The organism is Micromonospora sp. NPDC000442, from assembly GCF_042898635.1.
Lineage (GTDB): Bacteria > Actinomycetota > Actinomycetes > Mycobacteriales > Micromonosporaceae > Micromonospora.
This window is the reverse complement of sequence record NZ_JBIAYZ010000002.1, coordinates 303460-326738: the sequence shown is the minus strand read 5'-3', so window position 1 is coordinate 326738 and position 23279 is coordinate 303460. Positions and strand designations below refer to the sequence as shown.

The window sequence follows — 23279 nt, the reverse complement described above, 5'->3', positions numbered from 1 at the left end:
AGTTCGGGGCCGGGATCCTGCCGTACACTCGCTCGGGTCCGCGGGCGGGTGGCACCGGCGACGACGGAAACGGGCAACGATGGGATCTGACGACCTCGATGGGGGTGGCCTGGTGAACGCGCCGGACGTGACGGTTGTCGTCGCCGTCTACAACACCATGCCGTACCTGACCACCTGCCTGGACTCGCTGGTCGGGCAGAGCATCGGTCTGGAGCGGCTCGAGGTGGTCGCGGTGGACGACGGCTCGACCGACGGCAGCGGTGAGGAACTGGACCGCTTCGCCAAGCGGTACCCCGGCACCGTCACCGTGCTGCACCAACCCAACTCGGGTGGTCCGGCGGTGCCGAGCAACCGGGCCCTGGACGTGGCGCAGGGGCGCTACGTCTTCTTCATCGGTTCGGACGACTACCTGGGCCCGGAGGCGCTGGAACGGCTGGTGGACGCCGCCGACCGGTGGGGTTCGGACGTGGTGCTCGGTCGGATGGTCGGCACCAACAACCGCTACGTGCACCAGGCCATCTACGCCAGCACGGAGGAACAGGTCGACCTGTTCGACAGCGCGCTGCCCTGGTCGCTGTCGAACACCAAGCTGTTCCGGCGGGACCTGATCGAACGGTACGGTCTGCGGTTCCGCGAGGACATGCGGATGGGCAGCGACCAGCCCTTCACCCTGGAGGCCTGCGTACGCGCCGGACGTATCTCGGTCCTCGCCGACTACGTCTACTACTACGCGGTCAAACGCGACAACGCGCAGAACATCACCTACGCGAGTCGGTTCGAGGAACGGCTGCGCTGCGCCGAGGAGCTGATCAACTTTGTGGCCGGGTTGATCGAGCCCGGTCCCCGGCGCGACGCCGTCCTGTTGCGGAACTTCAGCTGGGAGGTGGCCAAGCTGCTGCGGGCCGACTTCCTCGACCTCGACCCATCGGTGCAGGAGCATAACCACCAGCGGATCCGCCGGTTGGCCGAGAGCTTCCTGACCGACGCCATCCGGGACCAGCTCGCCCCCGACGTACGCCTGCGCCTGCTGCTCGCCCGGCACGGGAGCCTGGCGCAGCTACGCGAGTTGATCCGTCAGCAGAGCGACAAGCTGCTGCCCGCGTTGACGGTTGACGGCGACCGCTGCTTCGCCGGCTACGTCGGCTTCCGCGACCCGGAACTGGGCTTCCCGGACGAGTGGTACGACGTCACCGACCGGGCCGCCAAACTGGCGGTCAAGACCACCGTGACCGAGCTTGCCTGGGGCCGCGACGCCGCAGGTGGGTTGACCCTCGTGATCACGGCGCAGAACCCCTGGGCGCGCATGGTCGATCTCACCGGGGACGCGGTGCGGGTCACCATCGGTGACCAGCCGGCCGTCGTCTCGCTGCGCCCGGACAGCGCCGGTACCCTGCTACGTGCGGAGTTCCCGGTGAAACAGCTGCTCGCGGCGGGTGCCCAACGGTGGAAGGCCGGCGCCAAGCTCACCGTGTTCGGCGGGCTCAGCACGGTGCCGCTGCGGGCGAAGGGTCAGCTCACCGCGACGCGCCAGGCGTTGTGGCGCGGGTTGCGGTTGCACCGAGTCACCGCCAACACGGACCGCAAGCATCAGGTGCTCTTGACGATCAAGCGCGTCAGGTACCGCCAGGTCGCCGCCACCCGTCTGGCCCGTCTGCGGCCCTCGAGAGGAAAGTAAAGCCATGAACATCTGCGTCGTCGCCCTCGGGAAGATCGGCCTGCCGCTGGCCGTGCAGTTCGCCTCGAAGGGACACCGGGTGGTCGGCGCCGACGTCTCCGAGCGGGTCGTCGAGCTGGTCAACGACGGGGCCGTACCGTTCCCGGGCGAGACGGACCTGGACGTCAAGCTGAAGGAGGCGGTGGCCGCCGGCCTGCTGTCGGCGACCACCGACACCACCGCCGCGGTGGCCGCCTCCGAGGCGGTCGTGGTGGTCGTGCCGCTCTTCGTCGACGCCGACGGGGTACCGGACTTCGGTTGGATGGACGACGCCACCCGGGCGATCGCCGCCGGTCTCAAGCCGGGCACCCTCGTCAGCTACGAGACCACCCTGCCGGTCGGCACCACCCGGGACCGGTGGGCACCCATGCTGGAGGCGGGTTCCGGGCTCACCGCCGGTACGGACTTCCACCTGGTCTTCAGCCCGGAGCGGGTGCTCACCGGTCGGGTCTTCGCCGACCTGCGCCGGTACCCGAAGCTGGTCGGCGGCATCGACGAGGCGTCCGGTGCGCACGGTGTGCGCTTCTACGAAGCGGTGCTGGACTTCGACGAGCGGCCCGACCTGAACCGTCCGAACGGCGTCTGGGACCTGGGCTCGGCCGAGGCGTCCGAGCTGGCCAAGCTGGCCGAGACGACGTACCGGGACGTCAACATCGGCCTGGCGAACCAGTTCGCCCGGTTCGCCGACACGGTGGGCGTCGACGTCATCAAGGTGATCGAGGCGTGCAACACCCAGCCGTACAGCCACATCCACTCCCCGGGCATCGCCGTCGGCGGGCACTGCATCCCGGTCTATCCACGGATGTACCTGTGGAACGACCCGGCGGCCACCGTGGTGCGTTCGGCCCGGGAGGCCAACGTCGCCATGCCGGAGTACGCCGTCGACCTGCTGGCCGCCGCGTACGGCGACCTGACCGGCGTCGGTGTGCTGGTGCTCGGCGCCGCCTACCGGGGCGGCGTCAAGGAGACCGCCTTCTCCGGTGTCTTCCCGACGGTGGGGGCGCTGCGCCGGCGGGGCGCGAAGCCCTACGTCTCCGACCCGATGTACACAAACGAGGAACTGGTGGCGCTCGGCCTGCCGGGCTACGCCGGTGAGCCGGTCAGCGCCGCCGTCATCCAGGCCGACCACGCCGAGTACCGGACCCTCGGCTCCGCCGATCTGCCCGGCGTGACGGTGCTGGTCGACGGGCGACGGGTCACCGAACCAGCCCGTTGGACGGGCGTCCGCCGGGTGGTCATCGGGGGCTGAACGAGCCGTACCCGGGGCCCGGCGGCTACCGCTCGGGCCCCGGTCGTAACCGGGTCAGTGGTCCCGTCGGGGCGGGTCGTCCAGGTCCCGCGAGACGACCTCGCCCCGCTCGTCGACCCAGCCCTTCGGCCGGGCCGGGTTGCCCGCGACCAGTTGGTAGGGTGCCACGTCCCGGGTGACCACCGAACCGGCGGCGATCATCGCGTACTCGCCGACCTCGATGCCGCAGACCAGGGTGGCGTTCGCGCCGATCGAGGCGCCACGGCGCACCACGGTGGGGGTGATCTTCCAGTCCGGGTTCTGGGCACGGGGACGGAAGTCATTGGTGAAGACCGCGCACGGGCCGACGAACACCTCGTCCTCCAGGAGCACCCCCTGGTAGACGGAGACATTGTTCTGGATCTTCACCAGGTCACCGATCGTCACGCCCGCGTCGACATAGACGTTACGACCGATGACGCAGCCGGCGCCCACCCGGGCCGACGACCGGATGTGGGCCAGATGCCACACCTTGGTCCCGTCGCCGACCTCGGCCCCCTGCTCGACGTCGGCGGTGGGATGGACGAAGACGGAGGGGGAGCTCTTGTCAGTCAACCTTCAGATCCCATCGGGTGTGCACGGTCTGGCGGAACTCGGCGCAGCATACCGGGCCGTGTGATGACCGGGTCCGGACCCGACTCCGACTACGCTCCTTGCCGATCCGCCGGCATCATCGGCCGAGCGTGCGCTGCGTACGCCCCGAGCTGGCCCCGCCCGTACGACGACGACAAGGACGCCCCGTGTCGCTGACCGACCAGGCCGCCGCCTCCTCGGCGGCGATCGACGGACCGACCGCTCCCGCTCCGGCCCGATGGCGGTCCGCCGCGGGCCGGGTCGGGGCGGTCATCGCCTGGCTGCCCGTAGCACTGACCGACGGTGGCGTCCTGGTGTTCGCGCTCTGGACGCTGCTGTACCACGCCGCGCTCCCGCTCGGCATCGCCCCGTCGTGGACGTTCCGGGTCTGGTTGGTGGCCAGCCTGGCGCTGGCCCTGTTCGTCGCGCTGACCCGATGGCGTCGCCGACGCGGCACGCCGGACACCACGGGCGGCACGCCGGACACGGCGGACAAGGGGGCGGCGTCCGACGCCGACCGGGCGGGGGCAGGCACCAGCCGGGCAGCGGTCGTCCGGCGCGGCTTGACGGCACTGGTGCTGATCTTCGGCACCGTCGCGGCGGTCACCGCCGGACTGGCCGGTACGCCGGCCGGCGCCGATCTGTCCTGGTGGGTCCCGGCCTCGGCCGGGATCGTGGCGGCCACGGGACTGGTGCTGCTGACCCGGCGGACCTGGCGGGACACTCCGGCGACCCGGTCGCCGGCACCGACCGCCTGGCAGTCGGCTTACGCGTTCCTGATCGCCGGTGGTGCCGCCGCCGCCTCGCTCGTCCTGGCCCGCAACACCCCGGACGACATCTACTACGTGGGTCGGTCGGTGTGGGTCGCGGAACGCGACAACGTTCCGCTCAACGACTTCCTGTTCAGCGAGAACGTCCTGCCGGCGATGGCGTCCCAGCCGCCGATCGCCAGCATCGAGGTGCTGGCCGGCGCGCTCGCCCGGTTCCTCGGCATCTCCGCCGCCTCGGCGACCTGGTACCTGCTGTTGCCGATGATGGCGGTGCTCGCCGTGCTGGCGCTCTGGCGGCTGGTGCAGCGCTGGGCGCCCCGGCGTCCGGTGCTCGCCTTCACCGTGGCCATCGCCTTCCTCGCGTTGGTCTGCGGCCCGGATGCCGCCCTGGGCAACTTCCACCTGCCCCGGCTCTACCAGGGCAAGGGCATGTTCGTCTCCGCGGTCGTGCCGCTGATGTGGCTCTATCTCACCCGCTGGTTCGACGACCGGTCCCGGCTGGGGCTGCTGCTGATCGCCGCGCTGTCGATCACCGCGACCGGGCTCACCACCACGGCGGCGATCGTCCTGCCGCTGCTGGTGGGTGGGGCGGCGCTGATGATGCTGCTGGTGGGCCGCTGGAAGTCGGCGCTCGCCGTCGGCGCGGCCGCGCTTACCTATCCGATCGGGGCGGTGGTGATCAGTCAGCTGGTCCTCGGTTCGGCCAACGAGGCCGCTGCCGACGTCAACTTCTACGACGCCGCGCACACCTACCGTCGGACCTTCGAGATCGGCGTCGTCGGTGTGATCGGCGGGCTCGCGCTGTGGTGCGGCCCGCTGCTGGCCCGCCGTCGCAGCCCGGCGCTGCTGGCGGCCGGCGGCACGGTCACCCTGAGCGTGCTGCTGGTGCCCGGGGTGTTGGAGTGGCTCAGCGCGCTCACCGGCATCTCCGTGGTGCTGTGGCGGGTGTCGTGGCTGCTCGCCCTGCCGGCGCTTATCGGTCTGCTGTGCACGGTCTGGCTGCCGGCGCGGCTGCCCGCCGCGCGGGCGCTGGCCGGTGTGGTGCTGGCCGCCGCGATGGTGGGCTCGTTCGCCGTCTACGCGGTGCCGATGTGGGACGAGCGCAGCGGGGTGCTGGTGCACGACGGGCCGACCTGGAAGATCCGCACGAAGCAGCTGGCCATCGCGAGGTTCGTCGTGGGCCTCGACCGGCCGGACGGTCTGGTGCTGGCCCCGGAGAGCATCATGCGGGCCATCCCGCTGCTCACCACCGAGGCGCGGGTGGTCCTGCCGCGTGACTTCTTCCTGATCGAGTACGACATCGACTCGCAGTTCTCCCAGGACCGGTTGTTGCTGACCCGGTTCGCCAATGGTGGCCCGGCCGCCCAGCGGCCCGCCGCCGAGCAGGTGGGCGCCGCGCTGGAGCGGCTGGACGTGGGCACCATCTGCGTCTACAGCCAGAACCGTTACGCCCGGCAGACCGGTGAACGGTTCGGCTACACCACGTACGCCAGGCGGACGGCCGATCCTCCCGTGCACCCGAACGCCGTCACCTGCCTGCGTCGCGGGTAGTGCGGTGTCCAGAAACGCTCACCGGGCCGCGCCGGGCCCAGCCGACGACCGGCGGCGTTCCTGGACACCGCACTCGACACCCGGGCGTCACGGCGTCGATGTCTCGCGTTAAGGTCGCAGCTGCGCCGGCGCCGGGACGTGGCGCTCGGTGCCGCCGGGCTGCTGGCCCGCCGTCGATCTCGGTAGGGAGAGCCATCCCTTGTTCGGCATGTTGACTGCGCGCGTCGGTGTGGCGGCGCGTGGGGCCCTGCTGGTGGGGGCGTACCTTCTCCTGCTCGTCACCGGCGCGTTCGGCCAGGTCGCCGGGTTCGTGGTTGCCGCCCTGGCGGCGGTGCTCGGCGAGTTCGCGGTGCAGCGGTGGTCACCGGCCACCGCGACCCTGATGGAGAAGGCCGGTCTCGGCCTGGGCTACCGGCAACTGGCCCGCGACGTGTCGGTCGTGCTGCTGGTCGTCGCCCAGGTGGCCCCGGCCGGCGGCGCACTGACCCTGCTGCTCCTGCTGCCCGCCCTGGTGTGGGTGATCGCCGTCTTCGCCGGAGCGTTCGAGCGCATCATCGACAGGCGTAGTCCCGGCGGTTCGATGGTGCGCAACATCGACCTGGGTCGGCTCGGCGGCGGGCCGCAGCTGCCCCGGTTGGCCGCCGCCCTCAGCGGTGACCGGCTGCCCTGGGTGAACGTATTGCTCGTGCCGGCGGCGGTGGCCGCGGCGCTCGCCGACACGGTGACGCCCGTCCACCTGGCCGGCGTGATCGCCGTCGGGTTGGCCGCGGTGGTGGGCGCCATGGTCGCGTCGATCTGGCTGCGGGGCCGGGGCACCGGGCACGGTGCCCGGCTGTCGGCGGTGCAGCGGTGGCTCGACAGCCACCGCCCGGAGGTCGCGCTGTACTTCGCCGGCCCAGGCAAGGACATCTACCAGGCGAACATGTGGCTCGCACCGATCGAGGCGCTGGACCGGCCGACGGTGGTCTTCCTGCGTAACCGGGAGGCCCTGGCGGAGCTGGCCGACACCCGGCTGCCGGTGGTCTGCGTCCCGCCCGGTGCGGATTTCATGAATCTCGGCAAGACCAGCGTCCGGGTGGCGCTGTATCCCGCCAACGCCGGGGAGAACATCCACATGCTGCGGGAGCCCGGTGTGCAGCACGTGTTCGTCGGGCACGGCGACAGCGACAAGGCCGCCAGCGTCAACCCGTTCTGCAAGGTCTACGACGAGGTCTGGGTCGCCGGCCCGGCCGGCCGGGAACGCCTCGCCCGGGCCGGGACCGGCGTACGCGACGTGAACGTGGTGGAGATCGGTCGGCCACAACTGGCCGGCCTGCGCACCGTCGGTGGGGGATCGGCCGAACGTCCCTTCACCGTGCTCTACGCACCCACCTGGGAGGGTTGGCTCGCCGACGACCCCTTCCACACCTCGGTGCTGCTGATGGGGGAGCGGATCGTCGCCGGGCTGCTGGCGATCCGGCCGGAGGTCCGGCTGATCTACAAGCCGCACCCGCTGACCGGGAGCCGGTCGGGGCGGGTCCGGGCGGCACACGAGCGGATCGTGCAGCGCATCCGGGCCGCCGGTGGCGACGTCGACGCGAGCACTCTGGACGGACCGGCGCACCGGGTCGTCGCCGGCCGGGTGCCCGCGCTGTTCGACTGCTTCGACCAGACCGACCTGCTGGTCAGCGATGTGTCCAGCGTGGTGTCCGACTTCGTGCAGAGCCAACGGCCGTACGTGGTGACCAACCCCGCCGGGCTGCCCGAGGACGAGTTCCGTCGCACCTTCCCGACCTCCCGTGCCGCGTACCTGCTGTCCGCCGACTGCGGGGAACTGGGCAAGATCGTGGCGGTGACCCGGGCGGGCGACGACCCGATGACCGAGGCCCGCCGGGAGTTGAAGACCTACCTGCTCGGCCCGGCCGACGCCAACCCGATGGACCGGTTCGCCGAGGAGGTCGGCCGGCTCTGCCGCTGACGCCGCGCGGGTGCCCCAGGCGGAGGCTCCGCCCCGCGCCGTTGAGCCCGGGTTTTGTCCGGTACCGGCCCGGTCCGCCGCCTCGGCGGGCATGCTCGAAGGGCAGGCCGCCGGCGAGGGGATGGGCATGGAGAGCTACCACGACGACTGGACCGACAGCCAGCGCGCGCTCTACGACGAGTGCTACCGCGCCGGTGCCGACTGGGCCGACGACCCCGACACGCCGTCGGAGGACGTGCAGCACGTGATCAACCTGGCGGAGGCCGACGACGACACCCTCGCCGACGCTGAGATCGACTTCGCGCCGCTTATCGACGCGGTGACCGAGGCCACCGGCGAGGTCGTCGCCACCGTGCCGGCCAGCCACGAGGACCCCGGATTCAAGGGCTTCGTGGACGGGGTGCGGGACAGCACCTCCGACGAAACCTTCGGGCTCTGACCCGCTGAGCCGCTCTCCCGGCACCCGGGCCTGTGCACCGGGCCGCTCGTCTGCCACCATCTGGCGCAGGTAGTTGAGCAGACCGAACGGGGGAGGCCGGGTGCGCATCCTGCTGGTCGAGGACGACCGACGGGTGGCTGCCGCACTGTCGTCGGCGCTGACCCGACGCGGGTACGAGGTGGAGCACGCCGCCACCGTCGCCGCCGCGCTCTCCGCCGCCCCCTGCGACCTGGTGCTGCTGGATCTCACCCTGCCCGATGGCGACGGCACCGACCTGTGCCGGCAGTTGCGACGGCGCAGCAACCAGCTCGGCATCATCGCGGTGACCGCCCGTGGCGAGGAGCGCGACCGGGTGCTCGGCCTCCGGCTCGGCGCGGACGACTACGTGGTCAAGCCCTTCTCGATGGTGGAACTCCAGGCCCGCATCGAGGCGGTGCTGCGGCGGGCCTCGCACGCGGCACCGGAGCGCAACCTGATCGAGGTCGGGCCGGTGTACATCGACGTGGCGGCCCGTACCGTCGCGGTGGCCGGACGCCCGGTGTCGTTGACCCGCAAGGAGTTCGACGTCCTGCTCTCCCTGGCCCGGCAGCCCGGCGTCGCGGTGCCCCGCGACCGGATCCTGCTCGACGCCTGGGGCACCACCTTCACCGATCGGCACACCGTCGAGGTGCACGTCGGTTCGCTACGCGGCAAGCTCGGTGACCCGCGTCTGGTGGAGACCGTCCGCGGCGTCGGTTACCGGCTCCGGGGCGAGTGAGGAGCCCAGGGTGCGACGGCGGCTGGTGATCAGCTATCTGCTGCTGATGGTGCTGGTGGTGGTGGCGCTGGGTACGCCGTTGGCGGTGACGCTTACCACCCGGGAGACCGACCGCGTACGGGCCGACCGGCTCGCCGACGCCACCCGCTTCGCGTCGCTGGCCGGGCCGGCGTTGCGCGACGGCACGCCCGGCCCACTCGACCACGAGCTGGGCAGCTACGACGAGCTGTACGGCATCGGTGCGGCGGTGGTGGACCGGGACCGGCGGGAGGTGGTGGCCTCGGCGAGCTGGCGACCGGCCCCGGGTACCCGGGAGGCACTTGACGTCGCGCTGTCCGGGCAGCAGGCCAGCGGGCCCGACTCGGTCTGGCCGTGGGTCGACGGGCCGATCGTGGTGGCGGTGCCGATCAACGACGGCGGCGAGGTCCTCGGTGCGGTGGTCACCGCCACCCCGGCCGACGGGGTCCGGCGTACCGTGGCCACCTGGTGGACGCTTGTCGCCGCGCTGGGTCTGCTCGCCGTGCTGGCCTGCGTGCTCACCGCGTTCGGGCTGGCCGGCTGGGTGCTGCGTCCGGTCACCGAGCTGGACGCCGTCACCCACGAGATCGCCGAGGGCGACCGTGGCGCCCGGGTGCAGCACCGGCTGGGGCCGCCCGAACTGCGTCGCCTGGCGAAGAGCTTCAACCACATGGCGGACGTCGTCTCCGACGTGATGGACCGGCAGCGTGCGTTCGTCGCACACGCCAGCCACCAGCTCCGTAATCCGTTGACCGCGCTGCGGCTGCGGGTGGAGGAACTGGGGCCGAGCGTCACCGACGAGCAGGGCCGCGCCGAGCACCGGCTCGCGTTGGAGGAGACCGACCGGCTCGCCCTGCTCCTGGACGCGTTGCTCACCCTGGCCCGCGCGGAACGCCGCGAGAACCAGCGGATCACCGTCGACGCGACGGCTGCGGCCGTGTCCCGGGTCGCGGCCTGGGAGCCGCTGGCCCGCCACCGGTCGGTCACCCTGCGTCTGGCGGCCGATCCCGGGCCGGTGTACGCACGTACCGTGCCGACCGCCATCGACCAGGCCCTCGATGCCCTGATCGACAACGCGGTGAAGTTCAGCGGTGCGGGCGGCGAGGTGACGGTGACCGTCGCGGCCCGCGACGGCGGGACCGCCCTGGAGGTACGCGACACCGGCCCGGGGATGACCCGCAGCCAGCTCGGTCGGGCCACCGAACGGTTCTGGCGGGCGCCGGAGGTGCAGAACGTCGACGGTGCCGGGCTGGGCCTGACCATTGCCGCCGTGCTTGTCGACGCCTCCGACGGCCGGCTCACCATGCACCCGAACTCGCCGCGCGGCCTGGTCGCCGCGCTGTGGTTCCCGCAGCCGGCGGCGCCGGCCGAACCCACCGGCCCGGATGCCGAGGCCGGACCACTGGCACCCACCGATCCGGCATCGTCCGCGCCAGCGGTGGCCTGAGCGTAGGACCGCGTACCCGCGGGGCAGCCGAGGTTTGCTGCGAACCGTAGTATGAGTGCTACATTTCAGCGCACAGATCGTACGGAGGTGATTGTCGATGGCTGTCAGCGCCGGGGCGGAAACCCCGACCAGTACCGCGTCGCCGACCGACCGGGGCGTCACCCTGGACGTGCACGACCTGCGGATGCGGTACGGCTCGACCGACGTGCTCACCGGCGTGTCGTTCAGCGCGCGGCGGGGCGAGGTGCTGGCCCTGCTGGGCCCGAACGGTGCCGGCAAGACGACCACCATCGAGATCATGGAAGGCTTCCGGATGCGTTCCGGCGGCCGGGTCGCCGTCCTGGGGGTCGACCCGGCACGCGGCGACGAGCGGTGGCGGTCCCGACTCGGCGTGGTGCTCCAGTCCTGGCGCGACCACAGTCGATGGCGGGTGCGGGAGCTGCTGGCCCACCTCGGCTCCTACTACGCGCCCTACTCGACCGGGCGGATCAGCCGGCCGTGGGACATCGACGAGCTGGTCCAGGTGGTCGGGCTGACCGAGCACGCGCACAAGAAGGTCGGTCAACTCTCCGGTGGTCAACGTCGCCGGGTGGACGTGGCGATCGGCATCGTCGGCCGGCCGGAGGTGCTCTTCCTCGACGAGCCGACCGCCGGGTTCGACCCCGCCGCCCGCCGCGAGTTCCACGACCTGGTGCACCGGCTGACCGACATCGACGACACCACCATCCTGCTCACCACCCACGACCTGGACGAGGCGGAGAAGCTGGCCGACCGGATCCTCATCCTGGCCGGTGGCCGCATCATCGCCAGCGGATCCGCCGACGAGTTGTCCCGCCGCATCTCCGCCGACGCCGAGGTGCGCTGGAGCCAGGGCGGGGCACGGTTCGTGCACTCCACCGCCGACGCGACCGGCTTCGTCCGGGAGTTGTTCACCCAGCACGGCGAGGACATCGCCGACCTTGAGGTGCGCCGGGCCAGCCTGGAGGACACCTACATGACGTTGGTACGCGATCACGAGTCCGGCCGCGCCGACGGCGCGACCCGCGCGTTCGAGGAGGTGGCTCGATGAGCCCGCTGGTCGTGGCCGCCCGGGCCGGTCTGTCCCGGGGCCGGATCGAGCTGCGGCAGAGCTTCACCAACGCGGAGACCCTCTGGGGGTACCTCTTCCCGACGGTCGTCCTGCTGGTGGTGATGTTCTTCCTGCGGGGTGCCAAGGTGCCGGGCACCGAGTTCTCGCTCGGCGCGCAGACGCTGCCCAGCACGCTCGGCATGACCGTGGCGTTCGGCGGGCTGGTCACCATGGCGTCGATCCTCACCGTGGAACGCGAGGACGGCACCCTGTTGCGGGCGAAGGCCACCCCGAACGGCATGTTCGGCTACCTCATCAGCAAGATCACCCTGGTCTCGGGGATGACGCTGGTGAGCGTCGCCCTGCTGCTCGTACCGGGTCTCTTCCTCTTCGACGCCCTGGCGCTCGACAGCGTGGCGGCCTGGCTGACCCTGGCCTGGGTGATGCTTGTCGGCATGGTGGCGACCATGCCGGTCGGTGCGGTCCTCGGCTCGCTGCTGTCCAACCCCCGGAACATGGGGCTGATCATGCTGCCGATGATGGGACTCATCGCCACGTCGGGCATCTTCTATCCGATCACCGCACTGCCCGGGTGGTTGCAGGCGGTCGCGCAGCTCTTCCCGATCTACTGGCTCGGTCTCGGCATGCGGTCGGCGTTGCTGCCCGAGGCCATGGCCGCCGTCGAGATCGGCGAGTCGTGGCGGCACCTGGAGACGCTGCTGGTGCTCGGCGGCTGGGCGGTCGCCGGGCTGGTGCTGGCACCGGTGGTGCTGCGCCGGATGGCTCGCCGGGAGTCCGGGTCGAGCGTGGCGGCCCGCCGCGAGAAGGCCCTGCAGCGGGTGACCTGAGGATGGGCCGTCGAGATGAGTGAGATCGTCCACAACCGCATCGCCATGCTCCGGGCGGAGCGGGGGATCTCCCGCCGTCAGCTGGCCGAGGCGTTGGGCGTCCACTACCAGACCATCGGCTACCTGGAACGCGGCGAGTTCAGCCCGAGCCTGCATCTGGCGCTGCGCATCGCCCGGCACTTCGAGGTGCCGGTGGAGGTGGTCTTCGCCACCGAACCGTTTCCCCGGCTGGGCGACCCCACGCCGCCCGCCGCGCGGTCCGCCTGACGCGTCCGGTCAGGGTTTGCTGGCCCGGTAGTAGTCGACGGCGCCCGGGTGCAGGGGCAACGGTGAGGTGGCGATGGCCGAGCGGGGGCTCATCCGGCCGGCTGCCGGGTGCGCGGCGGCCAGTTCGGAGCGGCGTTCCATCAGCAGCCGGGTCACCTCGCGAACCAGCGACTCCGGCAGGTTGGCCCGCACCACCAGGTAGTTCGGGTTGGCCACGGTGGTGACCGGGTCGACGCCGTACACCGAGCGGGGAATGTCCCGCGGTACGTACACCTCGGGGTTGCCCCGGCGCAGCCGTGCGGTCCACTCGCCGAGGTCGACGATGCGGGTGGGAGTGTCCTGGGCGAACTGGGCGACCGCGCGTACCGGCAGCCCACCGGAGAAGAAGAAGGCGTCGATCCGACCGGCGTGCAGGGCGGCCACCGAATCGTCCAGGCCGAGCTGCTCCTGCCGCACCTGCGGGCCGTCCAGTCCGGCGGCGGTCAGCAGCCGGTCCACCGTGATCTTGGTCCCCGAGCCGGCCGCGCCCACCGAGACCCGCCGCCCGCGCAGGTCGGCCAGGGCCCGCACCGGGCTGTCGGCGGTGGTTACCAGGTGCAGTAGGTCGTCGTAGACCCGGGCGACCGCCACCACCGGCGGGTCCGGACCCGGGTCGGCCTGCAACACGTCGGCCTGGGTGAAGCCGAGTTCGGCCTGCCCGGCGTTGAGCAGCTGCACGTTCTCCGCGGAGGCCGCGGTGACCAGCACCTCCGCCCGCACCTGGGGCAGCTCCCGGTTGAGGATGGCCGCCAGCGACGCACCGAAGGCGTGGTAGACGGCGGTGGGGCTGCCGGTGGCGATCCGGATGACCACCGGCTCACCCGGATCGTCGCGGCAGCCGCCGAGGCCGGGCAGGGCCAGCAGCACGGTCAGCGCCAACGCCACGCGGGCGCCACGCCACCGGGCTCGCGCGGGACAGCGGGTACGGGTCACGGGCAGCACTGTGCGCCGCCGGACCCCGATGACGCAACCCCGGGACGGCGGAGCACGGTGCGGCCGTGGGTCGGCCGCCGGTCAGGCCACCGGCCGCTGCACCGCCTCCTCCGCCGCGTACCGCAGGATGCGGTCCCGGTCGCGGCCGTGGGCCACGCTGACCAGGAAGCAGCCGGTGCCGGGACGCAGCAGCGCCGGCACATCAAGCAGGGCGGCACCGCGCACCAGCACCGCGCCGAGTTCCCGGTCGGTGATCCGCACCCCGAGGATGTGCCGCCGGACATGCCGACCACCGGCCAGCAGCGCGGCCCGCCAGGCGGCGGCGGCCAACCGGGTGCGCCACAACCGCCGCGCCGTCGAGGCACCCGGCACCGGCCCGCCGAGCAGCTCCCGCCGGCCGCGCCGCCAGCCGTTCTCCGCGATCGCCGCGTACGTCGGCCGGTGCTCCCGCCCGACGTGCAGCCGGTGCAGCTCGTACCGGCGGCGCAGCCCACCGACGGCCACCTCGTGCCGGACCGGGATGTCGAGGCGATCGAGCAGCTGCCGGGTCCGCCGCGCCGCCTCCTCCCGGTTGAACTCGATAGTCGTCGGCCGGACGGGTTGCTGCCCGGCGTGCCGGTGCCCGGCGGTCGCCGGCGGCGGCATGCAACGCAGCAGGCAGGCCGTCTCGAACGCGTCGGCCAGGGTCGACCAGGCCAGCGGAGGCGGTGCCGACGGGGGCCGGGCCGACGACGGCGCGGTGGACGCCGGCAGGGCCGATGACGGACGGGACCGGTCGAGCAGGATCGGTTCGGCAACCACCGGAGGGCCTCCTCGTCGCGTCGGGTCCTCTTACGGTGACCCGGGACACGGACCGGTGGTACCGATCCGATCCAGCCTTGAGGAAATCTTGCGCCTGGTTACAGCTCCGAAACGATCACGTCGACCTGACGCGGCCGGCCGGGCCCGGCGGCCTGCTCGCACACCGGGTACTTCAGGTCCCGCAGCGTCGTCACCAGCGCTGCCACGGAACGCGGTCGGGCTCCGGCGAGCAGCAGGTCCCGGACCAGCCGCCCCTTCGTGGCCTTGTTGAAGTGGCTGACCACCGAGCGCACCGGCACCCCGTCGACCTCCCGCTCGTGCAGCACCCGCACGGTGAGGGTGCGCTCGGCCAACTCGCCGCGAGGCGTCCAGGCCGCGGCGTACGCCCCGGAACGCAGGTCCAGCACCGGGCCGCGACCGGCCGCCGCGGTCAGCGCGGCACCCAGGTCCTGCCGCCACAGCGCCGGCAGGGCACCGACGCCGGGCAGCCGGGCCCCGATCGGGCAGCGGTACGGCGGGATCCGGTCGGTCAGCCGCACCGCTCCCCACAGGCCGGAGCTGACCAGCACCTGCCGTCCGGCCGCCCGCTGCGCCGTCGCCGGCAGGCTGGCCAGGTCGAGGGCCTCGTAGAGCACGCCGGTGTAGATCCGGCCGGCCGGCGCGGTGGCGGCCTGCCGCAGCCGAGCGTTGCGTCGCACCTCACCGTGCTGCCCGGCGCCGAGGCCGAGCGCGGTCAGCGCCGTCTCCGGCGGCCCGGCGCTGAGGGCGACAAGCGCGGACAGCACCTCCTCCCGCCGTGGGTTCAGCTCCGGCAGGGAGAGCCGGTCCAGGTCCAGTCGGCGGCCCGAGCCGGTCTCGGCCTTGCCCTCCGAGGGCGGCAGCAGGATGAGCATGGGTGAATCTAACGCCACGGCCGCAGCGGCTCCGCCGGGTGGTACACCCGGAAACCGCCGACCTCGGCGAGCAGCGCCGCCCCGGCCCGGTCGCCGAGCAGCTCCCGCAGCCGCCGGTCCGCCGGGGCGTCGGCCGCCAGCACGTACCCGGGCCGCTGCGCCCGGGCCAGCCGCCACCAGTACGCCGGGTACCGGTTCTGCCCGGGATGCAGACTGCCGTCGACCACTGCGCAGACCACCTCCTCGTCGGTGTTGAAGACCAGCCGGTTGCAGGTCCAGTACTCGCCGTACACCTCACGCAGGCCGGCCGCGCGGACCGTGTCGGCCAGCGCCCGGGCCTGTCGTTCCTCGGTACGCCCCGGAGCCGCGCCGGTGGTGGCGAAGAGCACTGTCACCACAAGCGAACCCGCCGCCAGCGCAGCCAGCACGGCGATGGCCGCCACCCCCGCCACCCGGCCCGCCACGCCGGAGGTGCCCCGTCGGGCGGCGACCGCCGCCACCCACAGCGGCCGGAGCACCGCCGGCAGCGACAGTTGCAGCACCGACAGGTAGCGGGCGTTGCCCAGCGGATCCGTGGCCGCCAGCGGGCTGCGCAGGTACGCCAGCAGGGTCAGCGCCGCGCCGGTGAGCAGCGCGAGGTGCACGACCGGGCCGACCCGGTCGCCGCGCCCGGTCGCCCGCCGGTACGCGAGCCCGGCGAGCGCCGCCGCCACCACCAGCAGCAGCGGGTAGAGCAGGCCGAACCATGCCTGCCAGCGGGCGCAGCCGTCGACCGGGCAGAGCCCGGCGGCCAGCGGTACGCCGTCCAGCAGCCCGCCGCCGAGCCGCTGCGACCACGGCGGCACCGGCCCGTCCTCGCCGCTGACCCCCCGTAGCACCGACAGGGAGTCCTGCCCGGGTGGGGCAACCAGGTTGTCCCGGATCATCGGGGCGAGCCCGACGGCGAAGCCGACGACAAGCAGCAGGCCCGCCCAGCCGAACAGCTTCCGGCGCAGCGTCCACACCAACGCCAGCCCGGCCATCGCCAGGTACGGCACGATCAGCCAGTCCGACCAGAGCGCCACCCCGGCGAGCAGCCCGAACCCGCCCACGGCCAGCGTCCGGTGCCGTATCGTGCCTCGGGCCAGCGCCACCACGACCAGCAGCATCGCCAGCACCGCCACCTTGACCTCCGGCCGCCCGCCGACCGCGGTCACCTGGTCCCGGACGACCCGCTCGGAGCCGAGCGCGAGCAGCCCGACGACCACGGTGGCGAACCACGGCGAGCCGATCCGCCGGGTCAACCGGTGGATCAACCAGAGGAACAGCGCGTAGAGCGCGAGCACCGGCAACCGCAACATCGGCCAACTCGGCCCGGTCACCGCGAGCAGCGGTGCGGCCAGGTACGACTCCAGGGTGCCCATGTACCGCTGGCCGTACAGGAAGATCGGCTGCTCGCGGCCCTGCGCGATGTGCAGCGCGGCCAGCCCGAAGGTCGCCTCGTCGCTGTTGGAGACGGGCACGGTGGTCAGCACCAGCACCAGCCGGTAACCGACTCCGATCATCCCGAACAGCAGGGCGACAAGCGCCGGCCGGTCGAGCCGTGGCCGCCACCGCCCGCGCTGTCGCCCTGGTTCCGCCCCTGCTCGTGGCACGACCTCGCCCCCGTCGTCGTCCCGACCGGAGTGTGTCACGGCGGCGACGCCGGGCGTGGCGGTTCGGCTCAGCTCGCGTGGCCGAGGTGGCTGGTCTGTGGCAGGGTTGCTTCCGTGCCACCGACTCCCGCAGGCCAACTGGCCGTACCGAACCTGCACCGGGCCGCGCGGATCGAGGACGCCGTGCACGCCCTGGTGGAACGCCGGCTGCGGCGGACCGGCTGGCGGACCAACATCATCGCGTACACCGGCTACGGCGGGCCCGGTTGGGTGCGGGTGATGTGCCGGGTGCTGCTGGGGCGGCCGGACACCCGCCAGCGCGGCCGGCTGGAGAAGGTCCGGGGCTGGCGCAGCTTCACCACCCTGCCGGCCAAGCACGTCACCGTGACCATCGAGACCGGCGGGGTGGTGCACGAGGCACAGGCCGACCGCAGCGGCTTCATCGACACAGTGGTCGAGGCGGGCCTGCCACCCGGCTGGGGTTCGGTGCGGCTGAGCATGCCCGACGCCGATCCGGTCGAGGCACCGGTGCGCATCCTCGACCCGGAGGTGCGCTTCGGCATCCTCTCCGACATCGACGACACCGTCATGGTGACCGCGCTGCCCCGGCCGCTGCTCGCCGCCTGGAACACCTTCGTCCTCGACGAACACGCCCGCGCGGCGGTGCCCGGCATGGCGGTGCTCTACGAGCGGCTGGTCACCGCCCACCCCGGCGCGCCGGTGTTCTACCTGTCCACCGGCGCGTGGAACGTCGCCCCGACGTTGACCCGGTTCCTGTCCCGGCACCTCTACCCGGCCGGTCCGCTGCTGCTTACCGACTGGGGGCCGACGCAGGACCGCTGGTTCCGCAGCGGCCGGGAACACAAGCGGGCCACCCTGGCCCGGCTGGCCAAGGAGTTCCCCGACGTCCGCTGGCTGCTCGTCGGCGACGACGGCCAGCACGACCAGGAGGTCTACCGCGAGTTCGCCGTCGCCCATCCGGACAACGTCGCCGCGGTGGCGATCCGCCGGCTGTCGCCCACCCAGGCGGTGCTCGCCGGTAGCCTGCCGGTTCCACACGACGACCACGCCGAGGGGCCGGTGGGGCAGAAGTGGCTCTCCGCGCCCGACGGCGCCGGCCTGTGGACCCTGCTACGCGGCGCTGGCCTGGTCTGAGCCGGCCCTCGGTTCGCCGGTCCCGGTCCGCCGACCGGGCCGGCGGGGCGCTGGTCGGGCGGGCTGGCGGGGGCGCTGGTCGGCAGGCGGGCGGAGCCGGTCACCCGGCCCGGCCCACCCACCGTCCGTCGGTGTCAGCCGCCCGGTGTGAGCGTGACCTCGCCGGCGCAGCCGGCCAGGGTGCGACGGTCTTCGAGCAGGTCGATGACGGCCTGCCGGTTGGCGATCCGCGCCTCCGAGAGGGCGTCCGGGTTGCGCCGCTGGCCGTCGATGAAGGCGAGGTTGTTGCGGACCGCGCCGTCGAGGCCGTCGCAGTTCTCCGCCGCGCCACCGTTGAGTGCCGCGTTCGGGTCCGCGTCGGGTACCTCGACCTCGCCGGTGCAGCCGGCCGCCGCACGCCGCTGCTCCAACTGGTCGATGACCGCCTGCCGGTTGGCGATCCGGGCCTCCGACAGCTCGTCGGGGAACACCAACTGGTCGGCGATGAACGCGAGGTTGCTGCCCACTGCGGCGTCCAGGCCGTCGCAGTTCTCGCTGGCCTGACTGGTCCCGGTCGCCACCGCGAAGGCCACCGCCAGGGTCACCCCGACCGCCGCGAACCCCGCGATCCTCCGCTGTCCTAACGAGGGCTCACTCCCACGGTCCCGGGCCGTACCCCTGCTGCTCGCCATCGATCCTCCGCCTCGTCGTCCACCTGGAACCATGGGTACGGCCGCAAGGGCGCGGGTGGTTCACCGTCCGATGATCTACCTGCCCGCCCGGCGGGTTGTTCTATTCCTGGTAAGCGTCATGTCACTCAGACAGGAAATTCTGAGTGACATGACGGCGTCGAGGACATCCGGTTCGGCGGCTCTCCGACGCGGCTAGGCGGGGCGGAGCCAGAGGGCCCCCAGCGGCGGCACGCGGAGCGCCACCGAGGCGGGTTGGCCGTGCCAGGGGACGTTCTCGGCGTGCACGGTGCCCAGGTTGCCCACGCCGGAACCGCCGTAGTGCTGGGCGTCGGTGTTGAGCACCTCCGCCCAGGCGCCGGCGGCCGGCAACCCGATCCGGTAGTCCTCAACCGGCAGCGCGGAGAAGTTGGCCACGCAGACCAGAGTCGCCCCGTCGGGCGCGATCCGGACGAACGAGATGGTGTTGTTGGCGACGTCGTCACCGGCGAGCCAGCGGAAACCGGCGGGGGAGGTGTCCTGCGCCCACAGCGCCGGGGTGTCCCGGTAGACCCGGTTCAGGTCGCCGACGAGGCGTTGCACGCCGGCCCGCGCCGGATCGTGCAGCAGGTACCAGTCGAGGCCGCGTTCCTCGCTCCACTCCCGGTCGTCGGCCAGCTCGCAGCCCATGAACAACAACTGCTTGCCCGGGTGCGCCCACATGTACGCCAGCAGCACGCGCACGTTCGCCAGCCGCTGCCAGGTGTCGCCGGGCATCTTGCCGGCCAGGGAACCCTTGCCGTGCACCACCTCGTCGTGGCTGATCGGCAGCGTGTAGTTCTCGCTCCAGGCGTACGCCAGGGAGAAGGTGAGCTGATGGTGGTGGTGCTGCCGGTAGATCGGGTCCTTCGAGGTGTAGAGCAGGGTGTCGTGCATCCAGCCCATGTTCCACTTGAACCCGAAGCCGAGCCCACCGTCGCTTGTCGCCCGGGTCACCCCCGGCCAGGCGGTGGACTCCTCGGCGATCATCACCACCCCGGCGTGGTGCTTGTAGACCGTCGCGTTGACCTCCTGCATGAACGCGATGGCCTCAAGATTTTCCCGGCCGCCGTGCACGTTCGGCGTCCACTGCCCCTCCTGCCGCGAATAGTCCAGGTAGAGCATCGAGGCGACCGCGTCCACCCGCAGCCCGTCGACGTGGAACTCGTCCAACCAGTAGAGCGCATTGGCGACCAGGAAGTTGCGCACCTCCCGTCGACCGAAGTCGAACACGTAGGTGCCCCAGTCGGGATGCTCACCCCGGCGTGGATCGGGATGCTCGTAGAGCGGGGTGCCGTCGAACCGGGCGAGCGCCCACTCGTCCTTCGGGAAGTGCGCCGGCACCCAGTCCAGGATCACCCCGACGCCGGCGGCGTGCAGCCGGTCCACCAGGTAGCGGAAGTCGTCGGGGTCGCCGAACCGGGCCGTCGGCGCGAAGTAGCCCGTCACCTGGTAGCCCCACGAACCGCCGAACGGGTGCTCCATCACCGGCAGGAACTCCACGTGGGTGAAACCCAGCTCCACCACGTACGCGGTCAACTGCTCGGCCAGCTCCCGGTAACCCAGGCCGGGCCGCCACGAACCGAGGTGCACCTCGTACACGCTCATCGGCTCCTGGTGCGGCTGCCGCCGCGACCGCCGGTCCAGCCACTGGGCGTCGGACCACTCGAACGCCGACCGGTGCACCACCGACGCGGTGGCCGGCGGCACCTCCGCGTACACCGCGAGGGGGTCGGCCTTGTCCCGCCAGTACCCGTCCGCGCCCAGCACGCGGTACTTGTACCGGGTGCCGGCGGTGGCGTCCGGCACGAAGATCTCCCACACGCCTGTCGAACCGAGCGAGCGCATCGGCCAGCCGTCGTCGGGCGCCCAGCCGGTGACGTCGCCGACCAGCCGCACGCCCCGGGCGTTCGGCGCCCAAACCGCGAACGCCACCCCGCCGTCGACGACCCGGGCGCCCAGCGCCTCCCACAGCCGTTCGTGCCGGCCCTCACCGATCAGGTGCAGGTCCAGGTCGCCGAGGGTCGGCGGGAAACGGTACGGGTCGTCGTGGCGCACGCCGTCGACGTCGAGCCGGTAGTCGAGCACCTCCCCGGGGACGGTGGCCTCGAAGACTCCGACGTCGTGCACCCGCTTCATCGGGTGCCGCTCCTCGCCGACCAGCACGCCGACGTCACCCGCGCCCCGGCGCAGGGTGCGGATCACCGTACGCCCGCCGGCCGGGTGCGCACCGAGCACGGCGTGCGGGTCGTGGATCTCCCCGGAAATCAGCTGGTCCATCGGGTGTCGTCCTTCTGGGCGGGAGCGGTAGGTGCGGTGCCGCCCGACAGGTCGGCGGGCACGTCCTGAACGGTCAGGGTGACCGGCTCGGTGCCGCCCTGACCCGGGGACCCGGCATCCGTCGGCCCGGACAGGGCCGGCCCGGTCACGGCTGGCCCGGTCGAAGGCTCCGGCGCGGTGGCCGGGCGGTGCAGGGTGAGCACGTGCGCGGGTTGCAGGTACGGGTCGAGCCGGACCGCGTTGCGCTGCCCCCAGTCGTAGCGGGCGCCGGTCAGCTCGTCGTGCACGGTGAACCGGTCGTGCCAGTCCAGACCCAGCGCCGGCATGTCCAGGGTGGTGTTGCCCCACTGCACGGTGTGCGAGTCGAACGAACAGATCACCAGCACCGTGTTGCCGGTTTCCGGATCATGCTTGGACCAGCACAGCAGGGCCGGGTTGTCGATGTCGTGGAAGACCAGGTTGCGCAGCCGGCGCAGGGCCGGGTTCTCCCGGCGTACCCGGTTCAGGGTGGTGATGAACGGCGCCAGCGAGCGGCCCCGCGCCTCGGCGCCGGCCCAGTCCCGCGGGCGCAGCTCGTACTTCTCGTTGTCGAGGTACTCCTCCGCGCCGGGGCGCGCCACATGCTCGAACAGTTCGTAGCCGGCGTACGTGCCCCACGACGGGGAGAGCAGCGCGGCCAGCACCGCCCGGATCTTGAACATCGGCGGTCCGCCGTGCTGCAACGAGGGGTGCAGGATGTCCGGCGTGTTGGGCCAGAAGTTCGGCCGCATATAGTCGGCCGCCGCCACCAGCTCCGTGCAGTACTCGCGCATCTCCGCGGCCGAGGTCCGCCAGGTGAAGTACGTGTACGACTGGGTGAAGCCGACCTTGGCCAGCCCGTGCATCATCGCCGGCCTGGTGAACGCCTCGGCGAGGAAGAGCACGTCCGGGTCGACCCGCTTGACCTCCCAGATCAGCCAGTGCCAGAAGTCGACAGGCTTGGTGTGCGGGTTGTCCACCCGGAAGATCTTCACGCCCTCGCCGACCCAGTGCCGCACCACCCGCAGCACCTCGGCGCGGATGCCCTCGGGGTCGTTGTCGAAGTTCAGCGGGTAGATGTCCTGGTACTTCTTCGGCGGGTTCTCCGCGTACGCGATGCTGCCGTCGGCCCGGGTGGTGAACCACTCCGGGTGCTCGGTCACCCACGGGTGATCCGGCGCGCACTGCAACGCCAGGTCCATCGCCACCTCCAGGCCGTGTTCGGCGGCGGCGGCGACGAAGCCCCGGAAGTCCTCAGGCGTACCCAGATCGGGGTGGATCGCGTCGTGCCCGCCCTCGGCCGCGCCGATCGCCCACGGCGAACCCACGTCGTCCGGCCCGGCGACCAGGCTGTTGTTCGGGCCCTTGCGGTTGACCCGCCCGATCGGGTGGATCGGTGGCAGGTAGAGCACGTCGAAGCCCATCGCCGCGACACCCGGCAGCCGCTCGGTGGCGGTGACGAAGGTGCCGGAGCGGGCCGGCGCGTCGACTGTCGCCGGGACCGCCCCCTCGGAGCGGGGAAAGAACTCGTACCAGGCGGAGAAGAGGGCCAACTCGCGGTCCACCCAGAGGCGGTACTCCTCGCCGGTGGTGACCAGCTCGCGCACCGGGTGCTCCCAGAGCAGGTCGGCCAACTCCAGCGCCGGACTCACCCGCTGCGGCAGCGGCCGGTCGACGTCGGTCAGGGTTTTCGCGGCCTTCTTGAGACGGGCCCGCTCGGCCTTCGGCACCAGCTTGGTGGCGGCGCTCAGCACGCGTACGCCCTCGGCCAGGTCGTTTGCCAGCTCAGCCGGCCCCTGGCCGGCGGCGATCTTCTTGGTGACGGCGTTGTGCCAGGTCAGGTAGGGGTCGCTGAACGCCTCCACGGTGAACATCCACTCGCCGACCGCGTCCGGCACGATGGTGGCGTGCCAGCGGTCCTGGCCGGGCTCACCCGGACGCATCCGGGTGAACGGGCGGGCCACCCCGTCCGGGCCGAGCCACACCACGTTGCAGCCGAGCGCGTCGTGCCCCTCGCGGTAGGCGCGGGCCGACACCGGCACCACCTCGCCGACCACCGCACGGGCCGGGTAGCGACCGCAGGAGACGACGGGGGAGACGTCTTCGATCGGGAACCGTCCGCTCACCGCCCCAACCTACTGC

The 23279-nt window shown here is 72.3% G+C and carries 19 protein-coding genes; 11 read left to right on the top strand and 8 right to left on the bottom strand.

Annotated elements, in window-relative coordinates; translation table 11 throughout:
• The first annotated feature begins 112 nt into the window (after positions 1 to 112).
• A complete protein-coding gene (locus ACFY2A_RS04175) occupies positions 113 to 1675 on the top strand; it encodes a glycosyltransferase family 2 protein (protein ID WP_387168566.1) in 1563 nt (520 codons plus the stop codon).
• 4 nt (positions 1676 to 1679) lie between these two features.
• The gene (locus tag ACFY2A_RS04170) at positions 1680 to 2963 is read left to right on the top strand and encodes a nucleotide sugar dehydrogenase (protein ID WP_387168182.1); all 1284 of its coding nucleotides are present in this window, start codon (positions 1680 to 1682) and stop codon (positions 2961 to 2963) included.
• A 54-nt stretch (positions 2964 to 3017) separates the two neighbouring features.
• Here ACFY2A_RS04170 and ACFY2A_RS04165 read toward each other — a convergent pair whose 3' ends face one another.
• Positions 3018 to 3557, bottom strand: coding sequence for an acyltransferase (locus ACFY2A_RS04165; protein ID WP_387168179.1), 540 nt, complete (start codon positions 3555 to 3557; stop codon positions 3018 to 3020).
• Positions 3558 to 3742: 185 nt separating this feature from the next.
• Here ACFY2A_RS04165 and ACFY2A_RS04160 point away from each other — a divergent pair, with 185 nt between their 5' ends.
• From ACFY2A_RS04160 to ACFY2A_RS04125, 8 genes are all read left to right on the top strand, one after another.
• Entirely contained in the window at positions 3743 to 5896 is a 2154-nt protein-coding gene (locus ACFY2A_RS04160; protein WP_387168176.1) for a DUF6077 domain-containing protein, read from the top strand.
• A 199-nt stretch (positions 5897 to 6095) separates the two neighbouring features.
• Positions 6096 to 7853: a CDP-glycerol glycerophosphotransferase family protein gene (locus ACFY2A_RS04155; RefSeq protein ID WP_387168173.1), complete on the top strand. Its 1758-nt coding sequence runs from the start codon at positions 6096 to 6098 to the stop codon at positions 7851 to 7853.
• A 91-nt stretch (positions 7854 to 7944) separates the two neighbouring features.
• Positions 7945 to 8292, top strand: coding sequence for a hypothetical protein (locus ACFY2A_RS04150; RefSeq protein ID WP_363919081.1), 348 nt, complete (start codon positions 7945 to 7947; stop codon positions 8290 to 8292).
• Positions 8293 to 8392: 100 nt separating this feature from the next.
• A complete protein-coding gene (locus tag ACFY2A_RS04145; RefSeq protein ID WP_281561887.1) occupies positions 8393 to 9049 on the top strand; it encodes a response regulator transcription factor in 657 nt (218 codons plus the stop codon).
• Positions 9050 to 9059: 10 nt separating this feature from the next.
• Complete coding sequence (locus ACFY2A_RS04140; protein ID WP_387168169.1) at positions 9060 to 10514, top strand: sensor histidine kinase; 1455 nt, start codon at positions 9060 to 9062, stop codon at positions 10512 to 10514.
• Between the two features lie 97 nt (positions 10515 to 10611).
• The gene (locus ACFY2A_RS04135) at positions 10612 to 11583 is read left to right on the top strand and encodes an ABC transporter ATP-binding protein (protein WP_387168166.1); all 972 of its coding nucleotides are present in this window, start codon (positions 10612 to 10614) and stop codon (positions 11581 to 11583) included.
• The gene (locus tag ACFY2A_RS04130) at positions 11580 to 12431 is read left to right on the top strand and encodes an ABC transporter permease (protein WP_387168163.1); all 852 of its coding nucleotides are present in this window, start codon (positions 11580 to 11582) and stop codon (positions 12429 to 12431) included. Before ACFY2A_RS04135 ends, ACFY2A_RS04130 begins: the two co-directional genes overlap by 4 nt.
• 15 nt (positions 12432 to 12446) lie before the next feature.
• Positions 12447 to 12698 (top strand): helix-turn-helix transcriptional regulator, encoded by a 252-nt coding sequence (locus ACFY2A_RS04125; protein ID WP_363919075.1) that lies wholly within the window; start codon positions 12447 to 12449, stop codon positions 12696 to 12698.
• A gap of 9 nt (positions 12699 to 12707) precedes the next feature.
• Here ACFY2A_RS04125 and ACFY2A_RS04120 read toward each other — a convergent pair whose 3' ends face one another.
• From ACFY2A_RS04120 to ACFY2A_RS04105, 4 genes are all read right to left on the bottom strand, one after another.
• A complete protein-coding gene (locus ACFY2A_RS04120) occupies positions 12708 to 13679 on the bottom strand; it encodes a TAXI family TRAP transporter solute-binding subunit (RefSeq protein WP_387168159.1) in 972 nt (323 codons plus the stop codon).
• A 72-nt stretch (positions 13680 to 13751) separates the two neighbouring features.
• Positions 13752 to 14471 (bottom strand): hypothetical protein, encoded by a 720-nt coding sequence (locus tag ACFY2A_RS04115; RefSeq protein WP_387168156.1) that lies wholly within the window; start codon positions 14469 to 14471, stop codon positions 13752 to 13754.
• A 98-nt stretch (positions 14472 to 14569) separates the two neighbouring features.
• Positions 14570 to 15364: a peroxide stress protein YaaA gene (gene yaaA / locus ACFY2A_RS04110; protein WP_387168153.1), complete on the bottom strand. Its 795-nt coding sequence runs from the start codon at positions 15362 to 15364 to the stop codon at positions 14570 to 14572.
• Between the two features lie 8 nt (positions 15365 to 15372).
• Positions 15373 to 16998 (bottom strand): ArnT family glycosyltransferase, encoded by a 1626-nt coding sequence (locus ACFY2A_RS04105; protein WP_387168149.1) that lies wholly within the window; start codon positions 16996 to 16998, stop codon positions 15373 to 15375.
• A gap of 114 nt (positions 16999 to 17112) precedes the next feature.
• Between ACFY2A_RS04105 and ACFY2A_RS04100 the strand changes: the two genes are divergently transcribed.
• Positions 17113 to 18153, top strand: coding sequence for an App1 family protein (locus ACFY2A_RS04100; RefSeq protein WP_387168146.1), 1041 nt, complete (start codon positions 17113 to 17115; stop codon positions 18151 to 18153).
• A 134-nt stretch (positions 18154 to 18287) separates the two neighbouring features.
• On the opposite strand, the gene ACFY2A_RS04095 is transcribed toward ACFY2A_RS04100, so the two are convergent.
• The 3 genes from ACFY2A_RS04095 to ACFY2A_RS04085 form a co-directional block, all read right to left on the bottom strand.
• Complete coding sequence (locus tag ACFY2A_RS04095) at positions 18288 to 18824, bottom strand: hypothetical protein (RefSeq protein WP_387168143.1); 537 nt, start codon at positions 18822 to 18824, stop codon at positions 18288 to 18290.
• Positions 18825 to 19016: 192 nt separating this feature from the next.
• Positions 19017 to 21119: a 1,4-alpha-glucan branching protein GlgB gene (glgB, locus tag ACFY2A_RS04090; RefSeq protein WP_387168140.1), complete on the bottom strand. Its 2103-nt coding sequence runs from the start codon at positions 21117 to 21119 to the stop codon at positions 19017 to 19019.
• Positions 21107 to 23263 carry an alpha-1,4-glucan--maltose-1-phosphate maltosyltransferase gene (locus ACFY2A_RS04085; protein ID WP_387168137.1) on the bottom strand — a complete coding sequence of 719 codons (2157 nt, stop codon included), beginning with the start codon at positions 23261 to 23263 and terminating at the stop codon, positions 21107 to 21109. The genes glgB and ACFY2A_RS04085 overlap by 13 nt, the downstream gene beginning before the upstream one ends.
• Positions 23264 to 23279 lie beyond the last annotated feature (16 nt).

Coding starts and splice junctions, on each gene's coding strand:
- ACFY2A_RS04170 (WP_387168182.1), top strand. CDS start 1,680: ATGAACATCTGCGTCGTCGCCCTCGGGAAGATCGGCCTGCCGCTGGCC.
- ACFY2A_RS04150 (WP_363919081.1), top strand. CDS start 7,945: ATGCTCGAAGGGCAGGCCGCCGGCGAGGGGATGGGCATGGAGAGCTAC.
- ACFY2A_RS04135 (WP_387168166.1), top strand. CDS start 10,612: ATGGCTGTCAGCGCCGGGGCGGAAACCCCGACCAGTACCGCGTCGCCG.
- ACFY2A_RS04130 (WP_387168163.1), top strand. CDS start 11,580: ATGAGCCCGCTGGTCGTGGCCGCCCGGGCCGGTCTGTCCCGGGGCCGG.
- ACFY2A_RS04125 (WP_363919075.1), top strand. CDS start 12,447: ATGAGTGAGATCGTCCACAACCGCATCGCCATGCTCCGGGCGGAGCGG.
- yaaA (WP_387168153.1), bottom strand. CDS start 15,364: ATGCTCATCCTGCTGCCGCCCTCGGAGGGCAAGGCCGAGACCGGCTCG.
- ACFY2A_RS04095 (WP_387168143.1), bottom strand. CDS start 18,824: ATGGCGAGCAGCAGGGGTACGGCCCGGGACCGTGGGAGTGAGCCCTCG.
- glgB (WP_387168140.1), bottom strand. CDS start 21,119: ATGGACCAGCTGATTTCCGGGGAGATCCACGACCCGCACGCCGTGCTC.